This is a genomic window from Pseudomonas sp. GW821-FHT03A09 (genome assembly GCF_059421065.1).
Genome location: NZ_JBWKUX010000007.1, coordinates 102,221 through 127,725 on the forward strand (window position 1 = coordinate 102,221; position 25,505 = coordinate 127,725).

23 protein-coding genes and 1 pseudogene are annotated in these 25,505 nt (G+C 58.2%); 12 read left to right on the top strand and 12 right to left on the bottom strand.

What is annotated here, in order from left to right:
- Positions 1–137: 137 nt before the first annotated feature.
- Entirely contained in the window at positions 138–608 is a 471-nt protein-coding gene (gene ybaK / locus AC07V4_RS14800) for a Cys-tRNA(Pro) deacylase (protein WP_492637122.1), read from the top strand.
- Between the two features lie 135 nt (positions 609–743).
- Here the strand turns inward: ybaK and AC07V4_RS14805 are convergent, their stop codons facing one another.
- The gene (locus AC07V4_RS14805; protein WP_492637121.1) at positions 744–1,853 is read right to left on the bottom strand and encodes an ABC transporter ATP-binding protein; all 1,110 of its coding nucleotides are present in this window, start codon (positions 1,851–1,853) and stop codon (positions 744–746) included.
- Positions 1,850–2,770, bottom strand: coding sequence for an ornithine carbamoyltransferase (gene argF, locus AC07V4_RS14810; protein WP_492637120.1), 921 nt, complete (start codon positions 2,768–2,770; stop codon positions 1,850–1,852). Before argF ends, AC07V4_RS14805 begins: the two co-directional genes overlap by 4 nt.
- A 436-nt stretch (positions 2,771–3,206) precedes the next feature.
- Between argF and AC07V4_RS14815 the strand changes: the two genes are divergently transcribed.
- Both AC07V4_RS14815 and grxD read left to right on the top strand, forming a co-directional pair.
- Positions 3,207–5,315 (top strand): molybdopterin oxidoreductase family protein, encoded by a 2,109-nt coding sequence (locus AC07V4_RS14815; RefSeq protein WP_492637119.1) that lies wholly within the window; start codon positions 3,207–3,209, stop codon positions 5,313–5,315.
- Positions 5,316–5,392: 77 nt separating this feature from the next.
- Positions 5,393–5,731: a Grx4 family monothiol glutaredoxin gene (grxD, locus tag AC07V4_RS14820; protein ID WP_034111962.1), complete on the top strand. Its 339-nt coding sequence runs from the start codon at positions 5,393–5,395 to the stop codon at positions 5,729–5,731.
- 69 nt (positions 5,732–5,800) lie between these two features.
- On the opposite strand, the gene bfr is transcribed toward grxD, so the two are convergent.
- Together bfr and AC07V4_RS14830 are read right to left on the bottom strand one after the other, a co-directional pair.
- A complete protein-coding gene (bfr, locus tag AC07V4_RS14825; protein ID WP_016977953.1) occupies positions 5,801–6,274 on the bottom strand; it encodes a bacterioferritin in 474 nt (157 codons plus the stop codon).
- Positions 6,275–6,474: 200 nt separating this feature from the next.
- A complete protein-coding gene (locus tag AC07V4_RS14830) occupies positions 6,475–6,693 on the bottom strand; it encodes a bacterioferritin-associated ferredoxin (protein WP_010564137.1) in 219 nt (72 codons plus the stop codon).
- A 244-nt stretch (positions 6,694–6,937) separates the two neighbouring features.
- Between AC07V4_RS14830 and AC07V4_RS14835 the strand changes: the two genes are divergently transcribed.
- Positions 6,938–7,540, top strand: coding sequence for a peroxiredoxin (locus AC07V4_RS14835; RefSeq protein ID WP_003172097.1), 603 nt, complete (start codon positions 6,938–6,940; stop codon positions 7,538–7,540).
- Positions 7,541–7,644: 104 nt separating this feature from the next.
- On the opposite strand, the gene rnt is transcribed toward AC07V4_RS14835, so the two are convergent.
- Together rnt and pyrC are read right to left on the bottom strand one after the other, a co-directional pair.
- Positions 7,645–8,316: a ribonuclease T gene (rnt, locus tag AC07V4_RS14840; RefSeq protein WP_492637118.1), complete on the bottom strand. Its 672-nt coding sequence runs from the start codon at positions 8,314–8,316 to the stop codon at positions 7,645–7,647.
- Complete coding sequence (gene pyrC / locus AC07V4_RS14845; RefSeq protein ID WP_492637117.1) at positions 8,313–9,359, bottom strand: dihydroorotase; 1,047 nt, start codon at positions 9,357–9,359, stop codon at positions 8,313–8,315. Before pyrC ends, rnt begins: the two co-directional genes overlap by 4 nt.
- Before the next feature lie 156 nt (positions 9,360–9,515).
- On the opposite strand from pyrC, the gene AC07V4_RS14850 reads away from it, so the two are divergent.
- From AC07V4_RS14850 to AC07V4_RS14860, 3 genes are all read left to right on the top strand, one after another.
- A complete protein-coding gene (locus tag AC07V4_RS14850) occupies positions 9,516–10,424 on the top strand; it encodes a flagellar protein MotY (protein WP_492637116.1) in 909 nt (302 codons plus the stop codon).
- Between the two features lie 130 nt (positions 10,425–10,554).
- Positions 10,555–11,772 carry an argininosuccinate synthase gene (locus AC07V4_RS14855; RefSeq protein WP_123714792.1) on the top strand — a complete coding sequence of 406 codons (1,218 nt, stop codon included), beginning with the start codon at positions 10,555–10,557 and terminating at the stop codon, positions 11,770–11,772.
- Positions 11,773–12,394: 622 nt separating this feature from the next.
- Positions 12,395–13,027 carry a response regulator transcription factor gene (locus AC07V4_RS14860; RefSeq protein ID WP_060753953.1) on the top strand — a complete coding sequence of 211 codons (633 nt, stop codon included), beginning with the start codon at positions 12,395–12,397 and terminating at the stop codon, positions 13,025–13,027.
- A gap of 85 nt (positions 13,028–13,112) precedes the next feature.
- Here the strand turns inward: AC07V4_RS14860 and AC07V4_RS14865 are convergent, their stop codons facing one another.
- The 4 genes and pseudogenes from AC07V4_RS14865 to metG form a co-directional block, all read right to left on the bottom strand.
- A complete protein-coding gene (locus AC07V4_RS14865) occupies positions 13,113–13,295 on the bottom strand; it encodes a PA3496 family putative envelope integrity protein (RefSeq protein WP_492637115.1) in 183 nt (60 codons plus the stop codon).
- Positions 13,296–13,402: 107 nt separating this feature from the next.
- A complete protein-coding gene (nth, locus tag AC07V4_RS14870; RefSeq protein ID WP_106577263.1) occupies positions 13,403–14,041 on the bottom strand; it encodes an endonuclease III in 639 nt (212 codons plus the stop codon).
- 870 nt (positions 14,042–14,911) lie between these two features.
- Positions 14,912–15,310: pseudogene (rsxB, locus tag AC07V4_RS14875) on the bottom strand (electron transport complex subunit RsxB); the annotation flags it as partial.
- Positions 15,311–15,386: 76 nt separating this feature from the next.
- On the bottom strand, positions 15,387–17,438 hold the full coding sequence (gene metG, locus AC07V4_RS14880; RefSeq protein ID WP_492637114.1) for a methionine--tRNA ligase: 2,052 nt from the start codon (positions 17,436–17,438) through the stop codon (positions 15,387–15,389).
- 171 nt (positions 17,439–17,609) lie between these two features.
- Between metG and apbC the strand changes: the two genes are divergently transcribed.
- A complete protein-coding gene (gene apbC / locus AC07V4_RS14885; protein ID WP_492637113.1) occupies positions 17,610–18,704 on the top strand; it encodes an iron-sulfur cluster carrier protein ApbC in 1,095 nt (364 codons plus the stop codon).
- 491 nt (positions 18,705–19,195) lie between these two features.
- On the opposite strand, the gene fdxA is transcribed toward apbC, so the two are convergent.
- Together fdxA and mutS are read right to left on the bottom strand one after the other, a co-directional pair.
- Complete coding sequence (gene fdxA, locus AC07V4_RS14890; protein WP_003208688.1) at positions 19,196–19,519, bottom strand: ferredoxin FdxA; 324 nt, start codon at positions 19,517–19,519, stop codon at positions 19,196–19,198.
- Positions 19,520–19,661: 142 nt separating this feature from the next.
- Positions 19,662–22,253 carry a DNA mismatch repair protein MutS gene (gene mutS, locus AC07V4_RS14895; protein ID WP_492637112.1) on the bottom strand — a complete coding sequence of 864 codons (2,592 nt, stop codon included), beginning with the start codon at positions 22,251–22,253 and terminating at the stop codon, positions 19,662–19,664.
- Between the two features lie 418 nt (positions 22,254–22,671).
- Between mutS and AC07V4_RS14900 the strand changes: the two genes are divergently transcribed.
- The 4 genes from AC07V4_RS14900 to AC07V4_RS14915 all read left to right on the top strand — a co-directional run bounded on the left by AC07V4_RS14900 (position 22,672) and on the right by AC07V4_RS14915 (position 25,494).
- Positions 22,672–23,406: a LexA family transcriptional regulator gene (locus AC07V4_RS14900; RefSeq protein WP_492637111.1), complete on the top strand. Its 735-nt coding sequence runs from the start codon at positions 22,672–22,674 to the stop codon at positions 23,404–23,406.
- Between the two features lie 599 nt (positions 23,407–24,005).
- Complete coding sequence (locus tag AC07V4_RS14905; protein ID WP_431749583.1) at positions 24,006–24,344, top strand: phage holin family protein; 339 nt, start codon at positions 24,006–24,008, stop codon at positions 24,342–24,344.
- Positions 24,345–24,366: 22 nt separating this feature from the next.
- Positions 24,367–24,882, top strand: a complete 516-nt coding sequence (locus AC07V4_RS14910; protein WP_492637110.1) for a hypothetical protein — start codon at positions 24,367–24,369, stop codon at positions 24,880–24,882.
- 3 nt (positions 24,883–24,885) lie between these two features.
- Positions 24,886–25,494 (top strand): phage baseplate assembly protein V, encoded by a 609-nt coding sequence (locus tag AC07V4_RS14915; RefSeq protein ID WP_492637109.1) that lies wholly within the window; start codon positions 24,886–24,888, stop codon positions 25,492–25,494.
- Positions 25,495–25,505 lie beyond the last annotated feature (11 nt).

The window sequence follows — 25,505 nt, forward strand, 5'->3', positions numbered from 1 at the left end:
TGGTCATTTTCGAACTATTGGTCTGGTGAATGATCACGCTCGGTGCGCTGCGTGACGGCTATTCAAGGGGCGCACTAGAGCGTTTTGTGCGGGCTTGGCCTAGAATTGGCCATCAGTTTGCCCTGCCTGGAGCCCACATGACCCCCGCATTGGACCTGTTGAAAAAAGTTCGCGCCGAACATCGCATCCACAGTTATGAACATGACCCCAAGGCGGCGTCGTATGGCTTGGAGGCCGCGGAAAAATTGGCGCTCGACCCGGCCCGGGTGTTCAAGACATTGCTGGCCAGCAGCGAGAAAGGTGAATTGCTGGTGGCGGTGGTGCCGGTCGTCGGAAGTCTGGATTTAAAAGCCTTGGCCCACGCGGCGGGGGTGAAAAAAGTCGAGATGGCCGACCCGGCAGCGGCGCAACGTGCCACGGGTTACTTGCTGGGCGGGATCAGCCCATTGGGCCAGAAAAAGCGCTTGCGCACGTTCATCGATGTGACGGCGCAGCCGTTTGCGACAATTTTTGTCAGTGCAGGGAGGAGGGGGCTGGAGGTTGAGCTACCGGCTGTGGTGCTGGCTGAGCATACCCAGGCCAAGTTTGCGGAAATTGGCCGGGTATGAATCCACTTTGAGCTGTATGAGAATCAACATGTGGGAGGGGGCTTGCCCTCGATAGCAGAGTGTCAGCCACAGCATCTGTTGACTGACCCACCGCCATCGGGGGCAAGCCCCCTCCCACATTTAGACACGGTTTTGTCAGTTGCCCACTGCGAAACGTCGTACGCCTGATTCGACATGAGGAATGTGTGCGGCGGTACTGCCTGACGCCTGGAACAGCACCAGGTGTTCGGCGGCGACACGAATCCCCACATCCGCCCCCACCTGATGATCGGCATGGCTGGGGAAAATCGACTCCAACTGAGCACCTGTCGGTAGTTGCAAGCGGTACAAGGTTGACGCGCCAAGGAAGGTCTTGCCGACAATCCGCGCTTTCAAGGTGCTGTCCGGTGCGTAGACGATGTCGTCCGGGCGCAGCAACACGTCCACCGCGCCACCGGTTGGCCAGGTGTAGGCGCGATTACCGCGCAGGTCACCCAGTTCGGTGCTGACCGATTCCGGCGAGCTCAATTGACCACGAATGAAATAACCCTGGCCGATGAAGCTGGCCACATAAGGTGTCTGCGGTTCGTGATAGAGGTTGTAGGGAGTGTCCCACTGTTCAAGCCGGCCCTCTTTGAAAACCCCCACCTGATCACTCACGGCGAAGGCTTCTTCCTGATCATGGGTGACCAGGATCGCACTGGTGCCGCGAGCCTTGAGGATGTCACGCACCTCATGGCTGAGCTTGCGCCGCAGTTCACCGTCGAGGTTGGAGAAGGGTTCATCCAGCAGCAACAGTTGCGGCTCCGGCGCCAGGGCGCGGGCGAGGGCGACACGTTGTTGCTGGCCGCCGGAAAGCTCGTGAGGGAAGCGCTTGCCCAGGTTTTTCAGGTTGACCAGTTCAAGTAGTTCAGCGACCACGCGGTCTTTTTGCGGGTGCTTGCGAATGCCGAAGGCAATGTTGTCGGCCACGCTCAGGTGAGGAAACAGCGCGTAGTCCTGGAACACCATGCCGATCCGACGTTTCTCTGGTGCCAGGGTGAACCCTGCGCTGGAGATGACCTCGCCGGCCAGGCTGATTTCACCTTCGTGCACGGGTTCAAAACCGGCAATGGCTCGCAGGGTGGTGGTTTTGCCACAGCCTGAGGAGCCGAGCAAACAACCGATGTCGCCTGCGTTGAGGTGCAGGTTCAGGTTCTGCACCACCCTTTGATCTTGATAGCCGCATGCCAGATTGCGCAGGTTCAGCAGGAGTGGATGGCTCATGCGTGGTGGTACGCCGGCTCGACCAGGAATTCAAGCAAGGCCTTTTGCGCGTGCAGACGGTTTTCGGCCTGGTCCCAGGCGACCGAGCGTGGGTCGTCCAGCAAGTCGAGGCTGATTTCTTCGCCACGATGTGCGGGCAGGCAGTGCATGAACAGTACGTCCGGCGCGGCCAGGTCGAGCAGTGCACGGGTGACCTGGAACGGCGCGAACAAGGCCAGGCGCTTGGCGGTTTCGTCTTCCTGGCCCATGGAGGTCCAGACGTCGGTGCTCACCAGGTGTGCCCCGACTACCGCATCACGCGGGTCGCGCACGATGGTGACGCGATCACCAGCCTGTGCCAGGAAGCGCGCATCAGGCTCATAGCCTTCCGGGCAAGCGATGCGCAGCTGGAAGTCGAACTGGATCGCCGCTTCTATATAGCTGTTGCACATGTTGTTGCCATCGCCGATCCAGGCCACGGTCTTGCCCTGGATCGCGCCGCGATGCTCGAGGAAGGTTTGCATGTCAGCCAGCAACTGGCACGGATGCAGGTCATCGGACAGGCCGTTGATCACCGGTACACGGGAGTTGGCAGAAAATTCGGTCAAGGTGCTGTGGGCGAAGGTACGGATCATCACCGCATCGAGCATGCGCGACATGACGATGGCGCAATCGCTGATGGGCTCGCCGCGTCCCAGTTGGGTGTCACGCGGCGACAGGAAGATGGCCTGGCCGCCCAACTGGATCATGCCGGCCTCGAAGGACAAGCGGGTGCGGGTCGAGGACTTTTCGAAAATCATCCCGAGCACGCGGTTTTTCAAAGGCTCGAACAGTACGCCGCGGTTACGCAGGTCTTTAAGCTCAATGCCTCGACGGATCACGCTGACCAGCTCTTCGGGCGTGCAATCCATCAGGGAGAGAAAGTGCCTTGCGCTCATCATTAACTACCTTTTTGCAACAGACCGCAGATACTCAAAGCCTTGTTTATTGTGACAACGGGCGAGACCTGCGGCGAAAGCCGCACGGGGCGACGAAATAGGGGAAGGCGCGATATTGACATTAAATGTCGCGTCTTACCAATAGGGCTACGTTTTTAGGGGTGTTCAAGAAGGGCGCGATAGCGCTTTTGAAGACAGTTTCCTGGCAGCAGCGGCTCATTTGTACACTGGCCTCGCAGCCTTTTGCAATGCGCGGCGGCGGGCCCAGGCCAGGCTGCGTCGGTTTCAGAGACTGCGTGGGAAGCTTCTGAAACATTTGCTCATGCTTAGACACATGGCTTGGCCTGATAACCCTCGATTCATGCGGCGAACGGTGCTGGCGACTCGGTAGGGCCGGGTCCATAGTCTGGCCAAAGCCCTTATAAAGAGACTGGCCATGACCAAGACTCTCCACCACCGTGCCTGCCATCTGTGTGAGGCCATCTGCGGCCTGACCCTGGAAACCACCCAGTCCGACGACGGTAGCCTGGCGATCACCTCGATCAAGGGGGACCCGCAGGACACCTTCAGTCGCGGGCACATTTGCCCCAAGGCGGTGGCGCTGCAAGATATCCAGAATGATCCGGACCGCCTGCACCAGCCGATGTTGCGGGTGGGCAGCGAATGGCAGCCGATTGCGTGGGAAGACGCCTTTGCGCTGGTAGCCGAGCGGCTGTCAGGTATCCAGGCACGGCACGGGCAGAATGCGGTGGCGGTGTACCAGGGCAACCCAAGCGTGCACAACTATGGGTTGATGACCCACAGCAATTACTTCCTTGGCCTGCTCAAGACGCGCAATCGGTTCTCCGCGACCTCGGTGGATCAACTGCCCCATCACCTCACCAGCCACCTCATGTACGGTCATGGCCTGCTGTTACCGATCCCGGATATCGATCACACCGACTTCATGCTGATTCTCGGTGGCAATCCGTTGGCGTCCAACGGCAGCATCATGACTGTGCCGGATGTGGAGAAGCGCCTTAAAGCCATCCAGGCCCGGGGGGGTAAAGTGGTGGTCGTCGACCCTCGGCGCAGCGAGACGGCGGCTATGGCCGATCAACATCTGTTCGTGCGCCCGGGCGGGGATGCGGCGCTGTTATTCGGGGTACTCAACACGCTGTTTACCGAGAACCTGACCCGCGCCAGCCATTTGCCGATTGAAGGGTTAGAGGAGGTACGACAAGCCATCGCCGGGTTTACTGTCGACAGCATGAGCCGCCAATGTGCGGTGCCTGCCGAGCAGATTCGCCAGTTGGCGCGGGATTTTGCTGCCGCTGACAAGGCCGTATGTTATGGGCGAATGGGCGTCTCGACCCAGGCCTTTGGAACGCTTTGCCATTGGCTGGTGCAGTTGATCAACCTGGTCACCGGCAATCTGGACCGTGTCGGCGGTGCGTTGTGCACCACGCCGGCGGTGGACTTGGTGGCGTCAACCGGTGGTGGGCATTTCAACCGTTGGCAGAGCCGGGTTTCTGGGCGCCCAGAGTACGGTGGAGAGTTGCCCGTATCAGCGCTGGCTGAAGAAATGCTCACGGGTGGCGAAGGACAGATCCGAGCGTTGGTGACGGTGGCGGGTAACCCGGTGCTGTCGACACCCAACGGTCGCCAACTGGAGCAAGCCCTGGATGGCCTGGAGTTCATGGTCAGCATCGACCTCTATATCAACGAAACCACGCGCTATGCCGACCTGATCCTGCCGTCCACCTCGGCGCTGGAAAACGATCACTACGACACCACCTTCAATATGTTCGCCGTGCGCAACATCAGCCGCTTCAATCGCGCGATCCTGCCCAAGCCTGAAGGCGCGCTGCATGATTGGGAGATCTTCGTCGGCCTGGCTCAGGCGTTTGCTACGCAGACGGGCGTGGTGCTCAAGCCGACGATGGCGCCTGCGCAGATGATCGATTTCGGGTTGCGCGCTGGCGTATATGGCGATGCTTCCGATCACAAACTGTCGGTGGCGATGTTGGCGGAGCATCCCCATGGCGTGGACTTGGGGCCGCTCAAGCCCAATCTGGCTGCACGCTTGAAGACGACCAATGGTCAGGTGCAGGCGGCGCCCGCTGTGATCCTGGCGGATCTTGCGCGCTTCGCGGCGCAGCCGGTACCCATGGCCGATGAGTTGCTGCTGATCGGCCGCCGGCATGTACGCAGCAATAATTCCTGGATGCATAACTATCACCGACTGGTGAAAGGCAAGCCACGCCATCAACTATTGATGCACCCCGAAGATTTGGCCCGACGCCACCTGAGTGATGGCCAGCGGGTGCGCGTCAGCTCACGCATCGGCATGATCGAGGTGGAGGTGCTCGCCAGTCTGGACATGATGCCTGGCGTGGTCAGCCTGCCCCATGGCTGGGGGCATGGTCGTCCAGGCGTGCAGATGACCATCGCCAGCGGGCAGCCGGGAGCCAGTGCGAATGACTTGACCGATGAGCGGCAGTTGGACGAATTATCGGGCAACGCTGCGCTCAATGGCGTTCCTGTACAGGTCGCAGCCGCCTGAGCACTGTGCTGGAATTTTGCGTTACAATGCGCCACCGTGCCGACCTGTGAGTCGCAAAGTTCCAGCCGAGGTGTTCCATGGATATCATCGAAACGATCAAAGAGCAGATTGCCAACAACACCATTCTGCTTTACATGAAGGGCGCGCCAAACGCTCCTCAGTGCGGTTTCTCCGCGAAGGCTTCCCAGGCCGTCATGGCGTGTGGCGAGAAATTCGCTTACGTGGATATCCTGCAAAACCCTGAAATCCGCGCCAACCTGCCGAAGTACGCCAACTGGCCAACCTTCCCACAACTGTGGGTGGCTGGTGAACTGGTCGGCGGCAGTGACATCATCGTTGAGATGGCGGCTGATGGTTCGCTGCAAGCGCTGATCAAAGAAGCGGCGGCAAATGCGGCAGCCAAGACTGACGCTTGATTCGCCTGCAATAAAAAGCCCCGCTACTCGAAAGAGAGCGGGGCTTTTTTATACCGGCATGCTGAGGGCTTATTCTTCGCCCATCTGCGATTGCAGGTAGTTTTCCAGGCTGACTTTGTCGATCAGACCCAGTTGGGTTTCCAGCCAGTCAATGTGTTCTTCCTGGTCTTCCAGGATGTCTTCCAGCAGTTCGCGGCTGCCGAAATCGCCCTTGGTTTCGCAGTGAGCGATGGCGGCCTTGAGGTCGCTGTGGCTCTTGTGTTCGAACTTCAGGTCGCTGCTGATCATTTCCTGGGTGTGTTCGCCGATGTTCAGCTTGCCCAGGTCCTGTACGTTCGGCAGGCCTTCCAGGAACAGGATGCGCTTGATCAGCGCGTCGGCGTCCTTCATGGCCTTGATGGATTCTTTGTATTCACGCTTGCCCAGCTTTTCCAGGCCCCAATCGTCATACATGCGTGCATGCAGAAAGTACTGATTGATCGCGACCAGTTCATTGGCAAGGATTTTGTTGAGTTGCTGGATGACTGAGATGTCGCCTTTCATGACTGGGGTCCTGCCCTGTAATAGCTGTGTATAAGGCAGAGTTTGAGCGGCGTAATCTCTAGTGTCAAACCTAAGTTATTGAATAATAAATGAAAATTAATCGGAATAAGAATGTTTGTGTTCCGCGTCTTGGCGCTAACTAATTGAATTACGGGCATAAAAAACCGGACATTAAGTCCGGTTCTTTAAAACACACCCATTTAAGCGTGTGTAAATTCTGCTGAGTAGGGGAGCGCGGCCTGGGCTGTCTGCAACTGCGTCAGGGTTTCCCGTACCACTTGCTTGGCGAGGCAAGCACATTTTCCGCACTGGCTGGCAACGCCGGTGGTTTCGCGTACTTCCTTGTAGCTGCAGCAACCTTCGTAGATTGCTTCGCGGATTTGTCCGTCGGTGACGCCAGTGCAGAGGCAGACATACATAAGGGAGAACCATCGCGGGTTTAAGGCTTAAGTGCGGTGGATCTTAATGTTAACGAGAATGATTGTCAAAGTAGATTCATAGGCTATTGACTGGCACCGCGCCCGCACTGACGAACGGTTTTTTCAGTGTATGATGGTCGATCTTCACGAAGCGTGACTGTGTCACAGGGTTGTCGCTTGAAAGCGGCAGGCTTGGGAACAGTCCTTTTACTTCAATCGTCACCCCTACATCAGGAGATACCCAATGAGCGTACTCGTCGGCAAACAAGCCCCGGATTTCGACGTACCTGCCGTCCTCGGCAATGGTGAAATCGTAGACAGCTTCAAACTGTCCGAAGCCATCAAAGGCAAATACGGCCTGGTGTTCTTCTACCCGCTGGACTTCACCTTCGTCTGCCCGTCGGAGCTGATCGCTCTGGACCACCGCATGGACGATTTCAAGGCGCGCAACGTTGAAGTGGTAGCCGTTTCCATCGACTCCCATTTCACCCACAACGCCTGGCGTAACACTGCCATCAACGATGGCGGCATCGGCAAAGTCAAATACACCATGGCTGCCGACATGAAACACGACATCGCCAAGGCCTACGACGTTGAGTCCGAAGGCGGCGTGGCTTTCCGTGGCGCGTTCCTGATCGACGACAAGGGCGTTGTGCGCTCGCAGATCATCAACGACCTGCCGCTGGGCCGTAACATGGAAGAGCTGATCCGCCTGGTTGACGCCCTGCAGTTCCACGAAGAGCACGGCGAAGTTTGCCCAGCCAACTGGAAAAAAGGCGACAAAGGCATGAACGCTTCGCCAGAAGGCGTTGCGGCTTACCTGACCGAGAACGCTGGCAAGCTGTAAGCCAAGTTCGAGGTACAAAAAAACCGGCCTGAGAAGGCCGGTTTTTTTATGCGCGGGAAATGGCTGTAGTGAGCGGGCTTGCCCCGCTCACTACAAAAGCGCTGTTAGTCGCCGAAATCTTCCCAGCCGCCCATCTGCTTCCAGCGATTGACGATGCCGCAGAACAGCTCGGCCGTCTTCTCGGTGTCGTAGCGCGCCGAGTGTGCCTCACGACCGTCAAAGTCGATACCGGCTGCCTGGCAGGCCTTTGCCAACACTGTCTGGCCATAAGCCAGGCCGGCGAGGGTGGCGGTGTCGAAGCTGGAGAACGGATGAAACGGGTTGCGTTTCATGTCCAGCCGTGCCACGGCAGCGTTCAGGAAGCCCAGGTCGAAGCTGCTGTTGTGCCCGACCAGGATCGCGCGTTTGCAGCCATTGGCTTTCAGCGCCTTGCGCACGCCACGGAAGATATCGGTGAGTGCCGCTTCTTCACTCACTGCCATGCGCAGGGGGTGATCGAGCTTGATCCCGGTGAATTCCAGGGCAGCCGCTTCGATGTTGGCACCTTCGAAGGGCTCGACACGGAAGAAGTGAGTGTGCTCCGGGTACACGAAGCCCTGCTCATCCATGCCGATGGTGGTGGCGGCGATTTCCAGCAGTGCGTCGGTGGCGCTGTTGAAACCACCGGTTTCTACGTCGATGACAACGGGCAGATAGCCGCGAAACCGCTCGGCCATCGGGTGACGGGAGCCACCACCACTGTGCTCGTGTTCGTCGTCGAAATGGTCTTCACTCACTTGTTTTCCTCCAGCAGGCGCCAGCGCAGTGTTTCACCGGCGCGCAGCGGGATGACAGTCAGCTCGCCAAACGGCAGGCTGGTAGGGGCGGTCCAGTCTTCACGAACCAGGGTAATGCGGTCGGTATTCGCCGGCAGTCCGTAGAAGCGCGGGCCATTGAGGCTGGCGAAACCTTCGAGCTTGTCCAGGGCGTTACGCTGTTCGAACGCTTCGGCGTACAACTCGATCGCCGCATAAGCGGTGTAGCAGCCGGCACAGCCGCAGGCAGCTTCCTTCGCGTGTTGGGCGTGGGGCGCGGAGTCGGTGCCGAGGAAGAACTTCGGATTGCCGCTGGTCGCCGCATCCAGCAAGGCCACTTGGTGGGTGTTGCGCTTGAGGATCGGCAGACAGTAGAAGTGCGGCCGAATCCCGCCCACCAGCATGTGGTTGCGGTTATAGAGCAGGTGATGCGCGGTGATGGTTGCGCCGACGTTGGCCGAAGCCTCGGTGACGAACTGCACGGCATCGGCCGTGGTGATGTGTTCGAACACCACCTTGAGGGTCGGGAACAACTCGACCACCCGGCGCATGTGTTCGTCGATGAAGATCTTCTCGCGATCGAAGACGTCAACATCACCCCGGGTAACTTCACCGTGGATCAGCAACGGCATGCCGACTTCGGCCATGGCTTCGATGGCTGGCAGGATCTTGTCGATACTGGTCACGCCGGAATCGGAGTTGGTAGTCGCACCTGCCGGGTACAGCTTGGCGGCGTGCACGAAACCGCTGGCTTTGGCCTGGCGAATCTCGTCAGGTTGGGTACGGTCGGTGAGGTAGAGCACCATCAGCGGTTCAAAGCGGCTGCCGGCCGGCCGTGCAGCGAGGATGCGCTGGCGATAGGCATCGGCTTCGGCGGCATTGCGGACCGGCGGTACCAGGTTAGGCATGATGATGGCGCGGCCGAACGTGCGCGCGACATCGGCCACAGTTTGGGGTAACGCAGCACCATCGCGAAGATGAATGTGCCAGTCGTCGGGACGCAGCAGGGTCAGGCGGTCGGACATTGGGGATTCCAGGCGGGTCAATCTGGTGGGAATGCTACCGGAAAAGACTCTTGCAGGCACTCGCTATCAAGTTTTACAGGACGCGACCGATATCCCTGGGTATGCCTTAACGATGTATGACGCTTTGAAGTGTTGTAGAAACCAGTGGAGCCTCCCGTGCGCCAGCATTATCTAGCCCTGCTCAGTGTGTTCGCCAGCCTGCCTGCGATGGCCCTCACGTTCCAGACACGTCTGGAGAATATTGAGTGGAAGGTGGAGGGCGATCAATTCGAGTGCCGTCTGACCCAGCCGATTACCGATTTTGGCTCGGGTGAGTTTGTGCGCCGGGCGGGCGAGCAAGCGACGTTTCGTCTGAAAGCCTACAACGGTTCGCTGGGCGCAGGCTCGGCTACCTTGTTGGCCGCTGCCGCCCCTTGGCAGCCAGGCCGGGGCGATATCAATCTCGGTGCCGTGCGAGCGGGCAGTGGTGACGTGCTGTTCAACAGTTCCCAGGCCCAGGCCGGTCGCCTGTTCAATGGTTTACTGGAAGGGCGCAGCCCGACCGTGCGGCATTACGGGCGTGAAGGCGGCTACTCGGAAATTCGCCTGCTGCCAGTCAAGTTCAACAAGGCCTTCAATGACTATCAGTTGTGCACTACCAAGCTGCTGCCGATGAATTACGATCAGGTCAAGCAGACCGAAGTCGGGTTTCCCGGCGGCGGTATTGAGTTGGACGCGGCGGCGAAGAAGAAGCTGGACGTGATTCTTGCCTTCATGAAAGCCGACCCCACGGTCAACCATATCGAATTGAACGGCCATTCCGACAACAGCGGCAATCGCCTGACCAACCGTGACGTCTCGCGCCGCCGTGCGCTGGCGGTGACGGACTATTTCAAGGCTAATGGCATCCCCGAATCGCAGATTACTATGCGTTTCCATGGTGAAAGCTACCCGCTGGCCCCCAACACCAATGCTGCCAATCGGGCGCGCAACCGCCGTGTGAATATTCAGCTTGAACGTGTGGCTGTACCCGAGAAACCGGCGCCTTCGGCCACAGGCCCAAGCAACCCTGCGCATACCTCTTGAAGGTGCGACCATCGGTCGCTCGCTCGACATAATCTGTCGCTTTATCTTCATTTGCTGTCGCGCCTCTGTAAATTCACGGTTTTGGTCGGTAGAATCGACGCCTTTCCGTACAACCCCGTGGAGTGATGGCATGGCCGACGTAAACAAGGTCGTTCTCGCGTATTCCGGCGGCCTGGACACTTCGGTGATCCTCAAGTGGCTGCAGGATACTTATAACTGTGAAGTGGTGACCTTCACCGCTGACCTGGGTCAGGGCGAAGAGGTCGAACCTGCACGCGCCAAGGCGCAAGCCATGGGCGTGAAAGAGATCTACATTGACGACCTGCGCGAAGAGTTCGTCCGCGATTTCGTCTTCCCGATGTTTCGCGCCAACACCGTCTACGAAGGCGAGTACCTGCTGGGTACTTCCATCGCACGTCCGCTGATCGCCAAGCGTCTGATTGAAATCGCCAATGAAACCGGCGCCGACGCCATTTCCCATGGCGCTACCGGCAAGGGCAACGACCAAGTGCGTTTCGAGCTGGGCGCCTACGCGCTCAAGCCAGGCGTGAAAGTGATTGCCCCTTGGCGTGAGTGGGACCTGCTGTCCCGTGAAAAGCTGATGGATTACGCTGAGAAGCACGCGATCCCGATTGAGCGTCACGGCAAGAAGAAGTCCCCGTACTCGATGGACGCCAACCTGCTGCATATTTCCTATGAAGGCGGCGTGCTGGAAGACACCTGGACCGAGCACGAAGAAGACATGTGGCGCTGGACCGTCTCCCCGGAGAACGCACCCGACAAGCCGCAATACCTGGAACTGACCTACCGCAACGGCGACATCGTCGCGCTGGACGGTGTCGAAATGACCCCGGCCACCGTACTGGCGACCCTGAACCGTATCGGTGGCGAGCACGGTATCGGTCGCCTCGACATCGTCGAGAACCGTTACGTGGGTATGAAGTCCCGTGGCTGCTACGAAACTCCAGGCGGCACCATCATGCTGCGTGCTCACCGTGCCATCGAGTCCATCACCCTGGACCGCGAAGTGGCGCACCTCAAAGATGAGCTGATGCCCAAGTACGCCAGCCTGATCTACACCGGCTACTGGTGGAGCCCTGAGCGTCTGATGCTGCAACAGATGATCGACGCCTCCCAGGCCCACGTGAACGGTGTTGTGCGCCTGAAGCTGTACAAGGGCAACGTGATCGTCACCGGTCGCAAGTCCGATGAGTCGCTGTTCGACGCGAACATCGCCACCTTCGAAGAAGATGGCGGCGCGTACAATCAGGCAGACGCAGCAGGTTTTATCAAGTTGAATGCACTGCGCATGCGTATTGCGGCGAACAAAGGTCGCTCATTGTTCTGAGTGATTCGCCCGATGTGAAGAGTGGCCCCTTATTCAAGGGGCCATTTTTTTGCCTGGATATTTTGAATGAGGGCGGAATGTTTAAATTGATTAAACATATGTTGATGCTTCTGTAGCGGGCAATTATTTATTTTTATCTCGGCCAAGCCATGAATGAATTTTTGTAGGAGGAATGAATTTTTACACCTGGCTCGGAACTAGTCTTACAGAAACTTCACTCATAAAAGCGTGGCGGAGGTATTTACGCTGAAACGTCTGTAGGAATCTTGGGTGTTAGAAAATATGTTAAATGGAACTATGTCAGCTGAATTTTTTATGCCAGCTTTCCCTTGTGCAGGCGAGAGGCAAGGGGTATTTCCTGAAAGGTATGTGCGCTACGTTTACCGTACCCCCCATACTCACTGGAGATTTCACTCAAAATATGTTCAGGCCGGGAAAGGTCTGAAAGGTTTCATAAAACTGGGCACACCAAAGTTGGCGGTTTTTTGTAGGTTAATTCTTATATCGCTGTGGGTTGGGTCTCTGCTTGCCGTTGTTCGGGGGGGAATGCTATGCCAACTAGGAAACGACTAGGCTATTGTGCTTGCTCTAAATAATTCGAACAGCGAAATTGGACTTTCTCATGAATAAAGTGCTGATCGTGGATGATCATCCCGTCATTCGTCTTGCTGTGCGCATGCTGATGGAACGTCATGGTTATGAGGTCGTTGCCGAGACTGATAACGGTGTCGATGCGTTGCAACTTGCACGGGAACATACCCCGGACATCGTCATACTGGATATCGGAATTCCCAAGCTCGATGGCCTGGAAGTTATTTGTCGACTGGCTTCAACCAAGCAACCGGCACCGTTCAAGGTGCTGGTGCTGACGTCGCAGGCTCCGGGGCATTTTTCCATGCGCTGTATGCAGGCAGGAGCTGCCGGCTATGTGTGCAAGCAGCAGGACCTGACCGAGTTGCTGAGCGCCATCAAGGCAGTGCTCTCCGGTTACAGTTATTTCCCGAACCAGGCGCTCAACTCGGTGCGCTCCACCATGGGCAACGCCAGTGAGGCTGACATGGTCGAGCGTTTGTCGGGGCGAGAGATGATGGTGCTGCAGCAACTTGCCCGAGGCAAAACCAATAAGGAGATTGCCGACGGCATGTTCCTTAGCAACAAGACCGTCAGCACCTATAAGACCCGCCTGTTGCTCAAGCTCAATGCCCGCTCTCTCGTTGACCTGATTGAACTGGCCCAACGCAACGGCCTGGTATGAGATCCGGCATTTCAGCGTCCGAATGCCCATGTAACCGGTAGAAAAAAGCCTCCGTCAGGGAGGCTTCCGGTCGTTAGCGAGTCAATCAAAGATCGAAGTCGTAGTCGGACAGCTGTTTTTGCAGGCGTCGCTCTTCCAGAAGGTTGTCGATAGTGCGGCGTTTGCTCAAATTTGTCTTGGCTACCTCTGCAACAGGGGCTTCCCCATCGTCATCCGAATCTGCAACGAGGTCGTCTTCTACATCCAATTGTTCTTTGCCAGTGCTCATAAGGTTAACTCCAGGCTAAGACTGCCGTTGGCGCTCCTTATAACGATAATCCATGAAAGGGTAAAAAAGATTTTTTCAATCGGCTGATCGAAAAAACTAATGAACACTCAATCGTCGGACGTCTTGTCCTTGTATTCACACAGGTCTTCGATGCGGCAGCTCCCGCAGCGGGGTTTGCGGGCCTGACAGACGTACCGCCCGTGAAGGATTAGCCAATGGTGGGAATCGAGCAAATATGGCTTGGGTACGAACTTCATCAATTGCTTTTCCACTTCCACCACGTTCTTGCCACGCGCAATACCGGTTCGGTTGCTGACACGGAAAATATGCGTGTCCACCGCCATGGTCAGTTGCCGGAACGCAGTATTGAGCACCACGTTAGCGGTTTTACGCCCTACACCGGGGAGGGCTTCCAACGCTTCGCGGGTTTGTGGCACCTCACTGCCATGCAGTTCAACCAGCAGGCGGCAGGTCTCAATGACGTTCTTCGCCTTGCTGTTGTACAGGCCTATGGTCTTGATGTACTCCGACAACCCATCTACACCCAAGGCGTAAATAGCTTCCGGTGTATTGGCGACTGGATACAGTTTGGCTGTGGCCTTGTTGACGCCAACGTCCGTGGACTGGGCCGACAGGATCACCGCAATCAGCAGCTCGAACGGTGACGAGTAGGCCAGTTCGGTTTTGGGTTCCGGATTGTCTTCGTGAAACCTGCGGAAAATTTCCAGGCGTTTTGCTGCGTTCATGGGGCAGGCGTTTCCTTGCAGACGGACAGCGAGTGTTAAAAAATGAGGCTGGGTTTTGCAGGATAAACCATCGCCAGCGCACTCTGCAGTGACTGTCGCGACTCAAGCGCCGGTATGGGCGTCTACACGGCGCTGCGCTTCGTCCAGCTTGTCTTGTGCGGCTTCCAGTTCACCCGCTGTTCGGTCGGGTTGGCGTTGCAACTTGCTGACCTCGGCTCGTGCATAAGCCAGGGCAGTTTTCAGTTGGCGCAGTTGGGCATCGATGGGGCGTTTCTCCACGCGCTGCAAATCGGGCCTGGGTTGCTCGCTCTCATTCTCTGCGTCGTGCAAAGCTTGCTCCGCGCTGACCAACGCAGCGCTCAAGGTTTCTAATTGCTGTTCGTCAGCGTTCAGGTCCTGAGCCTTTTTCAGTTCGGCGCGCCGCATGGCCAGTTGGATTTTTGCGCGTTTGAGCGCCGGGTCTTTTTGAGTGGCTGGCGTTGCCGGGCTGGCCACTTCAAGGGCTGCAAGGGCTTGTTCCGCTGCTTCGAACTGCTGTTGCAACACGACCAGTTGCGACTGTTGATCAAAGGTCGGTGGGTGTCCAAACGCTTTCAAGGATTTGTGCAACTGAGCACGGCTCATCGCGACTGTAATCTTGGCTTTCTTGACCGCCGCATCCTGGGCCGTATCGGTCGGCATAGGCAAAGCCGGCGCAGAGCGTTTGGCTCGAGCCAGACGCTCGGCAAGTTTGAAGGCCTCTTCTCGTTGCAGGCGCGCATTGCGTTGCTCAAAGCGTCGCCGCGCCCGATCGCGCTTGAGGTCGCGTTCATGGCGCTGCTGATCGTTGGTTGCCAGGCCACCCACAATCGGCAGCACGGAGGTCGACGGGCGCATCTCAATGCAATCGACAGGACAGGGCGCGACACACAGGTCACAACCGGTGCATTCATCAATGATGACGGTATGCATCAACTTGGCTGCACCGACAATCGCGTCCACCGGACAGGCCTGGATGCACTTGGTGCAGCCGATGCACTCGGCCTCGCGGATATAGGCGACCTGGGCCGGGGCTTCACCTCGGCTGGTGTCCAGTTCCATGATCGGCACTTGCAGCAATTGCGCCAGGCCGGCGATGGTTTCCTCCCCACCGGGAGGGCACTTGTTGATCGCCTCGCCGAGGGCGATACCCTCGGCGTAAGGCTTACAGCCCGGGTGCCCACATTTGCCGCATTGAGTCTGCGGCAGCAGCGCGTCGATACGTTGAGTCAGGTTCGTGACCATTGGCATGCCAGTTGAACAAACAGGGCTATGTAGTGAGCGGGCTTGCCCCTCGCTGGGGGGGCAAGCCCGCTCACTACAGCCGTTACTTGATGCGTTGACCCGGCTTTGCGCCGCTGTCCGGGCTGAGCAGATAGATTTCTTCACCGCCAGGGCCAGCCGCCATCACCATTCCCTCGGAAATACCAAACTTCATCTTCCGGGGTTTGAGGTTGGCAATCATCATGGTCAGGCGACCATTGAGCTTGGACGGGTCTGGATAGGCGCTTTTGATCCCGGAGAACACGTTGCGCTGCTCGTCACCGATGTCGAGCGTAAGGCGCAGCAACTTGTCGGCACCTTCCACGGCTTCGGCCTTGACGATCAGGGCCACGCGCAGGTCTACGGCTGCAAAGGCGTCAAACTCGATTTCCGGGGAAATCGGGTCCTTGGCCAGTTCACCGTTGCCGGCTGGAGTGGACTCGCCGGTGTCGGTCTGGCTCGCAACGAGGTCTTCTTTCGAAGCGTCTGTCATTGCCTGGACCTTGATCGGGTCGATACGGGTCATCAGTGGCTTGAACTCGTTCAACTGATGGTTGCTGAGCAGAGTCGTGTGGTCGTGCCAGGTTAGCGGTGCAACGTTGAGGAATGCCTCGGCGTCGGCGGCCAGCAGTGGCAGTACCGGCTTGAGGAAGATCACCAGCTGGCGGAACAGGTTGACGCCCGTGGCGCAGATCGCCTGGACTTCGGCCTGCTTGCCCTCCTGCTTGTTCAGTGACCAAGGGGCTTTGTCGGCAATCCAGGCGTTGGCGCGGTCGGCCAAGCCCATGATCTCGCGCATGGCGCGGGCAAAGTCGCGGGCTTCATAGGCGTCGGCGATGCTTGGCGCGGCGGCCAGGAAGGCTTCGGTCAATTCCGGCGCGGCGTTCTCGCCCACCAGCACGCCAGCGTTGCCCTTGTGGATAAAGCCAGCGCAGCGGCTGGCGATGTTGACCACTTTGCCGACCAGGTCCGAGTTGACCTTCTGTACGAAGTCTTCCAGGTTCAGGTCCAAGTCGTCGACGCCACGACCCAGCTTGGAGGCGTAGTAATAGCGCAGGTATTCCGGCGACAGGTGGTCCAGGTAAGTGCGTGCCTTGATAAAGGTGCCACGGGACTTGGACATCTTCTGGCCGTTGACCGTCAGGTAGCCGTGCACGGCGATGCCGGTTGGCTTGCGGTAGCCCGAACCTTCAAGCATCGCCGGCCAGAACAAGGCGTGGAAGTTGACGATGTCCTTGCCGATGAAGTGGTACAGCTCGGCGGTGGAGTCCTTGCCCCAGAACGCGTCGAAGTCCAGCTCCGGCGTGCGGTCGCAGAGGTTCTTGAAGCTGGCCATGTAGCCGATTGGCGCGTCCAGCCAGACATAGAAGTATTTGCCTGGCTCGCCCGGGATCTCGAAGCCAAAGTACGGCGCATCGCGGGAGATGTCCCACTGTTGCAGGCCGCTGTCTAGCCATTCGGCCAGTTTGTTGGCCACGGCGTCCTGCAGAGTGCCGCTGCGCGTCCAGGTTTGCAGCATCTGCTGGAAATCCGGGAGCTTGAAGAAGAAGTGCTGGGAATCCTTGAGTACCGGAGTGGCGCCGGAGATGGCCGACTTCGGGTCTTTCAGGTCGGTGGGCGCATAGGTGGCACCGCATTTCTCGCAGTTGTCGCCGTACTGGTCTTCAGTGCCGCATTTCGGGCAGGTGCCCTTGATAAAGCGGTCGGCCAGGAACATTTTCTTTTCCGGGTCGAAATACTGGGTGACCGAACGCTGGTCGATGTGCCCGGCATCCTTCAACCGCAAATAGATCTGGCTCGACAGCTCACGGTTTTCTTCGGAGTGGGTCGAGTGGAAGTTGTCGAAGTCCACCAGGAACTCGGCAAAGTCGGCGCTGTGTTCAGCCTGCACATTGGCGATCAGTTGTTCCGGGGTGATGCCTTCCTTTTCGGCGCGCAGCATGATGGCCGAACCGTGGGCGTCGTCCGCGCAGACATAGATGCATTGGTTGCCGCGATGCTTCTGGAAGCGCACCCACATATCGGTCTGGATGTACTCAAGCATATGGCCAAGATGGATGGAACCATTGGCATAGGGCAGGGCGCTGGTGACGAGGATCTTGCGTGGCTCGGACATGGGGCTCGGCTACTTGATGAAACGGAGGTCGGCCACTATAAAGCGCCGGGAAATATATTTCACCCCGTGGCGCTGTTTCAAAATCATCCAGGCACTCGAAAGCATGCCGTTGAGCGGCGGGAACGGTTAGGATAGCCGCCTGTTTCAGTCAGTCTTTTTCGGGAGTAGCCCATGAGCGCCGTCAATCGCGCAGCGGTGGAAGCCGTTCTTCGCCAGTACACCGACCCCTATTTGAATCAGGATCCGGTCAGTGCCGGTTGTGTGCGTGCCATCGAGGTCCAGGGCGACCAGGTGTCGGTCCAGTTGGAGTTGGGTTATGCCGCTGGTCTGTTCAAAAGCGGTTGGGCGCAGATGCTGCAAATGGCCATCGAGGGCCTCGACGGCGTAGCTTCCGCCAAGGTCGACATTCAGTGCGTGATTGCCCCGCACAAAGCCCAGGCGCAAATTCCGGGACTGGCCAACGTCAAGAACGTGGTGGCAGTGGCTTCCGGCAAGGGCGGTGTGGGTAAATCCACCACGGCGGCCAACTTGGCCCTGGCCCTGGCGCGTGAAGGCGCGCGGGTGGGTATTCTCGATGCGGATATCTATGGCCCGAGCCAGGGCGTGATGTTCGGCATTGCCGAGGGTACGCGGCCGAAGGTGAAGGACCAGAAGTGGTTTGTACCGATTGAATCCCTGGGCGTGGAAGTCATGTCCATGGCCTTCCTTACCGATGACAACACGCCGATGGTCTGGCGTGGGCCGATGGTGTCCGGCGCCTTGTTGCAGTTGGTCACTCAGACTGCCTGGGGCGACCTGGATTACCTGGTGATTGACATGCCGCCCGGCACCGGTGATATCCAACTGACCCTGGCGCAGAAAGTCCCCGTGGCCGGTTCGGTGATCGTGACGACGCCCCAAGATCTGGCGCTGCTCGACGCGAGGAAAGGTGTGGAGATGTTCCGCAAGGTCAACATTCCTGTACTCGGTGTTGTGGAAAACATGGCGGTGCACATCTGCTCCAACTGCGGCCATGCCGAGCACCTGTTTGGTGAGGGAGGGGGCGAGAAGCTGGCGACCCAGTATGGCGTCGAACTGCTGGCCTCATTGCCGTTGTCGATGGTCATTCGTGAGCAGGCCGATGGTGGCAAGCCTACCGTAATGGCCGAGCCGGACAGTCAGATCGCCATGATCTATCAAGAGCTGGCTCGCCATGTGGGGGCGCGGATTGTCCTGCAGGAAGCCTCGGCGCCGGCAATGCCGACGATTACTGTCAGCGACGACTAAGTCGGTTGAAGGAGGAGAGGCCTCGACTTTGTCGGGGCTTTTTCTTGCCCGTGGAACGGCAGATGGACCGGCGTCGCGCGTTTACGCAATTGCGCGTGTAAGCATTCGCTTACTTTTCCGTAAGTGTTTGGTTTTTTTGTCCTGCATGGACGTCTCGAGTCTTCGAGAGTGTTTTCTAACTAATTGAAATAAAACAATTATTTGTTGGCTTTGGTGAGTGATTGTTTGCGTGTGCGCCGCTGGCATCCCGTTGAACTTCCTTTGGAACTCTCTAACATCAGCCCTGTGTCCACGGATTGACACAGCCATCAAGGAACGATGGTTTGAAGGAACGTCGCAGGATGCGATTCATCAGGATGATGAAAAGGAATACAGGGACTAGGGAAAAAATGTGGGCGGGTCATACCGCCCCTTTTTTGCCCGCAAGAAAGTAAAACTGGCCACCCAGAAACGCAAAAAGGCCCGCAAGGGGCCTTTTGGGGGCGACGCTATCAGCGTTCGAGGTCTGCAATCTTACCTTTTTTGCCATCCCACTCCGCGGCATCCGGCATCGGATCTTTGCGTTCAGTGATGTTCGGCCAGATTTCCGCCAGCTCAACGTTCAACTGAATAAATTCCTGCATCTCGGCCGGGACTTCGTCCTCGGAGAAGATAGCGACGGCCGGGCATTCTGGCTCACACAGGGCGCAGTCGATGCACTCGTCCGGGTGGATAACCAGGAAGTTCGGGCCTTCGTAAAAGCAGTCCACCGGACATACTTCCACGCAGTCGGTGTACTTGCACTTGATGCAGTTGTCGGTGACGACGAAGGTCATTTCTAATTTTCTCCTCAGGCGGCGGCAGCGAAACCCTTTGTGGCAGGGCTCGCGAGGTTCGGGAGCGATAGTCTGCAGGCCAGGCTAAAAGCCTGCAGCATCCCAAACCGCGCGAGAGTCTACCAGCTTGCAAGCGTCTGCGTTATATCCGAACCTGCAGTGCATATAACATTTCGAGCGCTTTGCGCGGCGTCAAGCCATCCAAGTCAAGCTTAGCCAATTCATCCAGCACCGGATGGGGCAGGCTGGCGAACATATCGCTTTGATGTGGTGCGCTGGGCTTGCTGGTGGCCTTGGCGGGGCTGGCGACCACGGTCTCGTGAGGCAGCGCCGTGGTCTCCAGCCGGCTCAGGTGCTCGCGGGCGCGGGTGATCACGTCATTCGGCACACCGGCCAACTGCGCCACCGCCAGGCCGTAACTCTGGCTGGCCGGGCCTGGCAATACGTGGTGCAGGAACACGATACGCTCATTGTGCTCGGTGGCGTTGAGGTGCACGTTGGCGACCAGCGGCTCGCTTTCCGGCAAGACGGTCAGTTCGAAGTAGTGAGTGGCGAACAGCGTATAGGCACGCAGGTGCGCCAGGCGTTCGGCCGCCGCCCACGCCAGGGACAGGCCGTCGAAGGTGCTGGTGCCGCGCCCCACTTCGTCCATCAGTACCAGGCTGCGCTCGGTGGCGTTGTGCAGGATGTTGGCGGTTTCGCTCATTTCCACCATAAAGGTCGAGCGGCCACCGGCCAGGTCATCGCTGGAACCGATCCGCGTGAAAATGCGGTCCACCAGGGACAGCTCGCAACTGGCCGCCGGCACAAAGCTGCCGATATGCGCCAACAACACGATCAACGCGGTTTGACGCATGTAGGTGGATTTACCACCCATGTTCGGACCGGTGATCACCAACATACGGGTATCATCGTCCAGCGACAGGTCGTTGGCCACGAACGGTGTGGTCAACACCTGCTCCACTACCGGGTGACGGCCCTGCACGATGCGCATGCACGGCTCGCTGACAAACCGCGGGCAGTTCAGGTCAAGGTTCAGCGCGCGTTCGGCCAGGTTGCTCAGTACATCCAGTTCGGCCAGCGCGGCGGCGGTGTCTTGCAGCGGCGCCAATTGGCTGATCAAGTCTTCGAGCAAGTTCTCATACAGCATCTTTTCCCGAGCCAGGGCACGGCTCTTGGCCGACAGCGCCTTGTCTTCGAACTCTTTCAGTTCTGGGGTGATAAAACGCTCGGCGCCTTTGAGGGTCTGGCGACGCTGGTAGTCGATCGGTGCCGATTCGGCCTGCTTGCTTGGCAACTCAATGAAGTAGCCGTGCACGCGGTTGTAGCCGACTTTCAGGTTAGCCAGGCCAGTACGCGCTTTTTCGCGGGCTTCCAGGTCTATCAGGAACTGCCCGGCGTTTTCGCTCAGGGCTTGGAGCTCGTCCAGTTCGCTGTCGTAACCAGTCTTCAATACGCCGCCGTCGCGGATGATTGCCGGCGGGTTGTCGATGATGGCCTTTTCCAGCAGCGCCGCGAGTTCTGGGTAGGTACCTGCTGTAATGGCAAGCTGTTGCAGGTGTGGGGTATCCAGCTCGGTCATCGCCACTTGCAATTGCGGCAATGCGCCAAGGGCATCGCGCAGGCGTGCCAAGTCCCGGGGCCGCGCATTGCGCAGGCCGATCCGTGCCAGGATGCGCTCGATATCGCCGATTTCTTTCAGTTGCGGCTGCAGCTTTTCAAAGCGATAGCCGTCCAATAGACAAGTAATGGACGTCTGGCGCGCCTGCAACACGGTCAAGTCGCGCAGCGGGCGGTTCAACCAGCGAGTCAGCAAGCGGCTGCCCATGGCGGTCTGGCAACGGTCCACTACCGATTGCAGGGTGTTGTCGCGTCCGCCGGCGAGGTTGGTGTCCAGCTCCAGGTTGCGACGGCTGGCGCCGTCGAGCACCACGGTGTCGTCCAGGCGTTCATGACGCAGGCTGCGCAAATGCGGCAGGGCGGTGCGCTGGGTTTCCTTGGCATAGCTGAGCAGGCAACCGGCGGCGCCGATGGCCAGGGTCAGGGTTTCGCAACCGAAGCCTTTAAGGTCTTGCACCGAGAATTGTTGGCACAGGCTTTTCAGGGCTGAATCACGCTCGAAATCCCACGGCGCACGCCGCTTGGTCCCACGACGTTTTTCGGCCGGCAAATCCTTTGGCCAATCATCCGGAATCAACAACTCTACCGGGTTGATGCGCTCCAGCTCAGCCAGCAGGTTCTCCCAGCCCTTGATCTCCAGTACGCTGAAGTTGCCGCTGGTGATATCCAGTACCGAAAGCCCAAACAGGCGCTCATCACCCAACACCGCTGCGATCAGGTTGTCGCGCCGCTCATCCAGCAATGCCTCATCACTCACCGTCCCCGGTGTGATAATCCGCACTACCTGACGTTCTACCGGCCCTTTACTGGTGGCTGGGTCGCCAATCTGCTCGCAGATCACCACCGACTCGCCCAGTTTCACCAACTTGACCAGGTAGCCTTCCAATGAATGGTAAGGAATCCCACACATCGGAATCGACTGCCCCGCCGATTGCCCACGCGCGGTCAAGGTGATGTCCAGCAGCTTGGCGGCCTTCTTCGCATCTTCGTAGAAGATCTCGTAGAAGTCGCCCATGCGATAGAACATCAACTGATCAGGGTGCTGGTTTTTCAGGCGCCAGTACTGCTGCATCATCGGGGTGTGGGAGGACAGATCGGACGTGTTTTTACTCATTGGATAGTAGGCAAATTCGTTGAAAGTGATGGGGCAAAGGGCGCGCGTGGTCCAGTGTCAATCAGTTAAGGAATGCGGACGTCCAAACAAAGCAGGTCGAATGTGGGAGCTGTCGAGCTATAGCGAGGCTGCGAAGGGATCGCCGCGCTGTACCTGCCAGACCGCAGCGCCTGCATCGCAGCCTCGCTGAAGCTCGACAGCTCCCACATTTTATCTTCGGTGTCTGCCCAGTCGGGGAGGGGCGTTCAACTGATCGGCATTGGGCGCTTGGCCCAGCATTTTTTGCGATGGGCGGAAGGTTAACACGTGAAGTCGGCCCTTCGCAGTGCACAAATAAACAGGTAAACAACCTTGCAAATGCATAAATTATGCAAATTAGCATTTGCCAACCCCCAAAACTCCCGTCACTATCCGCGCTATGCAAAAACGCAACGTTTCTATCGTCTTAAGAGAACTGCTGGATCGCGACCGGATCTCCCCCACGGAGCTTCACCGGCGTACCGGCGTGCCTCAATCCACGTTGTCACGGATCCTCAGCGGCAAGATCGTTGATCCGTCTGACAAGCACATTTCCCGCATCGCCGAGTACTTCCGCGTGAGCACCGACTACCTGCGCGGGCGCGCGGCAGTGGGCGCGCAGCGGGATGAAGGGCGCGACCCGATGCATTCGGAACTCAAGGATATAAGCCTGTGGGATGACGACACACCCGTTAATGATGACGAGGTGTCGATCCCCTTTCTGCGTGAGGTTGAATTGGCTGCTGGATCAGGAAGATTCGTCATCGAGGAAAGCGAGAAGGCCAGCCTGCGCTTCGGCAAACGCAGCCTGCGGCATAACGGTGTGCAGTTTGACCAGGCCAAATGTGTGACGGTGCGTGGCAACAGTATGTTGCCGGTGCTGCGCGACGGCGCCACGGTGGGAGTGAATGCGGGCAAGAGTGGCATTGGTGACATCGTCGATGGCGACTTGTATGCCATCAATCACAATGGCCAGCTTCGCGTGAAACAGCTCTATCGCTTGCCTTCGGGGATTCGCCTGCGCAGTTTCAATCGCGATGAGCATCCGGATGAAGACTACAGCTTCCAGGATATCCAGGATGAGCAGATCAGCATCCTCGGTCATGTGTTCTGGTGGGGCATGTACGCCCGTTAACCCTTTTACGTAAGACAAAACCCGCCAATGTGCGGGTTTTTTTTCGCCTGCTGAAAACCGCCAAACCCTTTGCCTGCAAAGCTGAAATTGCATCAATGCATCGGCCGCGCAAAAATAAATGCATTTACGCATTGACTGTGTATGCATACATGCATATTCTTCATCTCAAGCCAGCCAACAAGGCCTGGTGGAGGTGGCAAGGATGCTGCCAAGGAAGACAAGGAAGGCACGCGACATCGGCAAGGACGCCATCAAGGAGATGGCAGGGATGCCAGGCAACACCGGCAAGGATGCCGACGCTCTTTAGTTTTACCGCTTTAAAAAAGGCAGCGATGAACCGGCCTCATAACGGTTCAGAGGGTTGGCAACTGACCCGGGTGTGCAGCGTAAAGCACCAGAAGCAGTTATCCGGCAGACAGGGATCGTGGTCGGAAAAACATTGAGGAAAGAACCGTACCGCGCCAGTAGCGCCGAACGTTCGAATATGGACCGCATTACTGAAAAGCCCGGGCGACCGGGCTTTTTGGAATGCCTACCTATAAATGGATTTACCCAACACACCGGCCTTGTGCCGCAGATGCTCAGCCAGGAGGCGTGACATGACAAACGAGCAGCAAGCGTTGGCGGAAATGCCGATCTGGCTGGTGATCGTACTGGCCCTGATCGGCGGGGTCTCCGGCGAAATGTGGCGCGCCGACAAGGAGGGCGCCCGTGGCTGGTCGCTGCTACGGCGCCTGGCCCTGCGTTCCGGGGCCTGCATGGTTTGCGGGGTCTCAGCATTGATGCTGTGTTACGCCGCTGGCATGTCGATCTGGACAGCCGGTGCCATTGGTTGCCTGACCGCCATGGCCGGTGCCGACGTTGCCATCGGCCTTTATGAACGGTGGGCCGCCAAGCGCATCGGAATCAATGAAAGCTCCCGCCAGGGGCCGCAGTAACCGTTGCAAGGACGCTATTTAAATGACGCTTATCGAAAAGCCATCCCAACTGCCCCAAGCCATCGGCGAGGCGCTGCACGCTGCCTTCCCGGACCTGAAGGTTGGCAGTCATCAAGACTTCCAAGGCTCCGGGAGTGAAACCGGTGTGATGATCACGGTCGAAGGCAACGGTCCGGGCATTCGCTCCCGGGAAGGACGCAAGGCCCACGCCCTGTCGATCTCGCTCAAGGCCATGGTGGCTCCAGGTGCATTGCCCTTTGATGCTTGCGACCTGGCCAGCCAGCTCATGGATCTGGTGCTGGATAACCGCTGGAACCTGCCCCAGGCACAGTGCGATCTGCCGGCGAATATCGTTGCGGCTCCCACCCCACGTACGACCGCAGGAACGGACTACGACACCTGGACCGTTTCTTTCATCCAAACCCTCTATCTCGGACCGACGTTGCTCAACGATCCCACAGGCCAGCCGCTGTTCGCCTGCACTTGGGAAGTCTCGAACATCGACGATCCCGCTCAATACAAGCCACTGTCGGAGTAGCCCATGTTCGACGCGCTGTTACGCATGCAACTGGGGCCGATCGTCGAGCGCCTGGCGGAAATGGAAGCCCAGCTCGAAGACCTTTACCGCCGCGCCGAAAGCTTTTGTCGGATCGGCGTGTGCCAGGAGGTCGACGCGGCCAGTAATACCTGCAAGGTCAGCCACGGTGAATTGCTCACTCCGGCCATCCGCTTCTTCAACCCCAGCGCCGGAGCGCAAACTGAAACCCGCATCCCATCCGTGGGTGAACAATGCCTGTTGCTCAACTACGGCGGTGGGGAAGGTGGCGGGCAGTCCGTTGCCCTGTTCGGTTTGAACAGTGATCGCTTCCCGCCGGTTTCCAACCTTCCGACATTGACTAGGCGTCGCCATCAAGACGGCACCCAAAGCGATTACGACGACGCCAGCCACACCTTCAATTGGGTCAACGGCCCCACCACGTTCAGCGGCTCTCGCGAGCAGGTCGACGTCAAGGTCGGCGCCGCCAGCCTGACGCTCAACGCCCAAGGCATCACCCTGCAAACCGGCGGCACCAGCCTGATATTGGATGCCGGCGGCGCGCACTTCAGCGGCCCGGTGGTGGACCACCAAGGTCGAATCATCAGCCCGTGATAAGGACATCC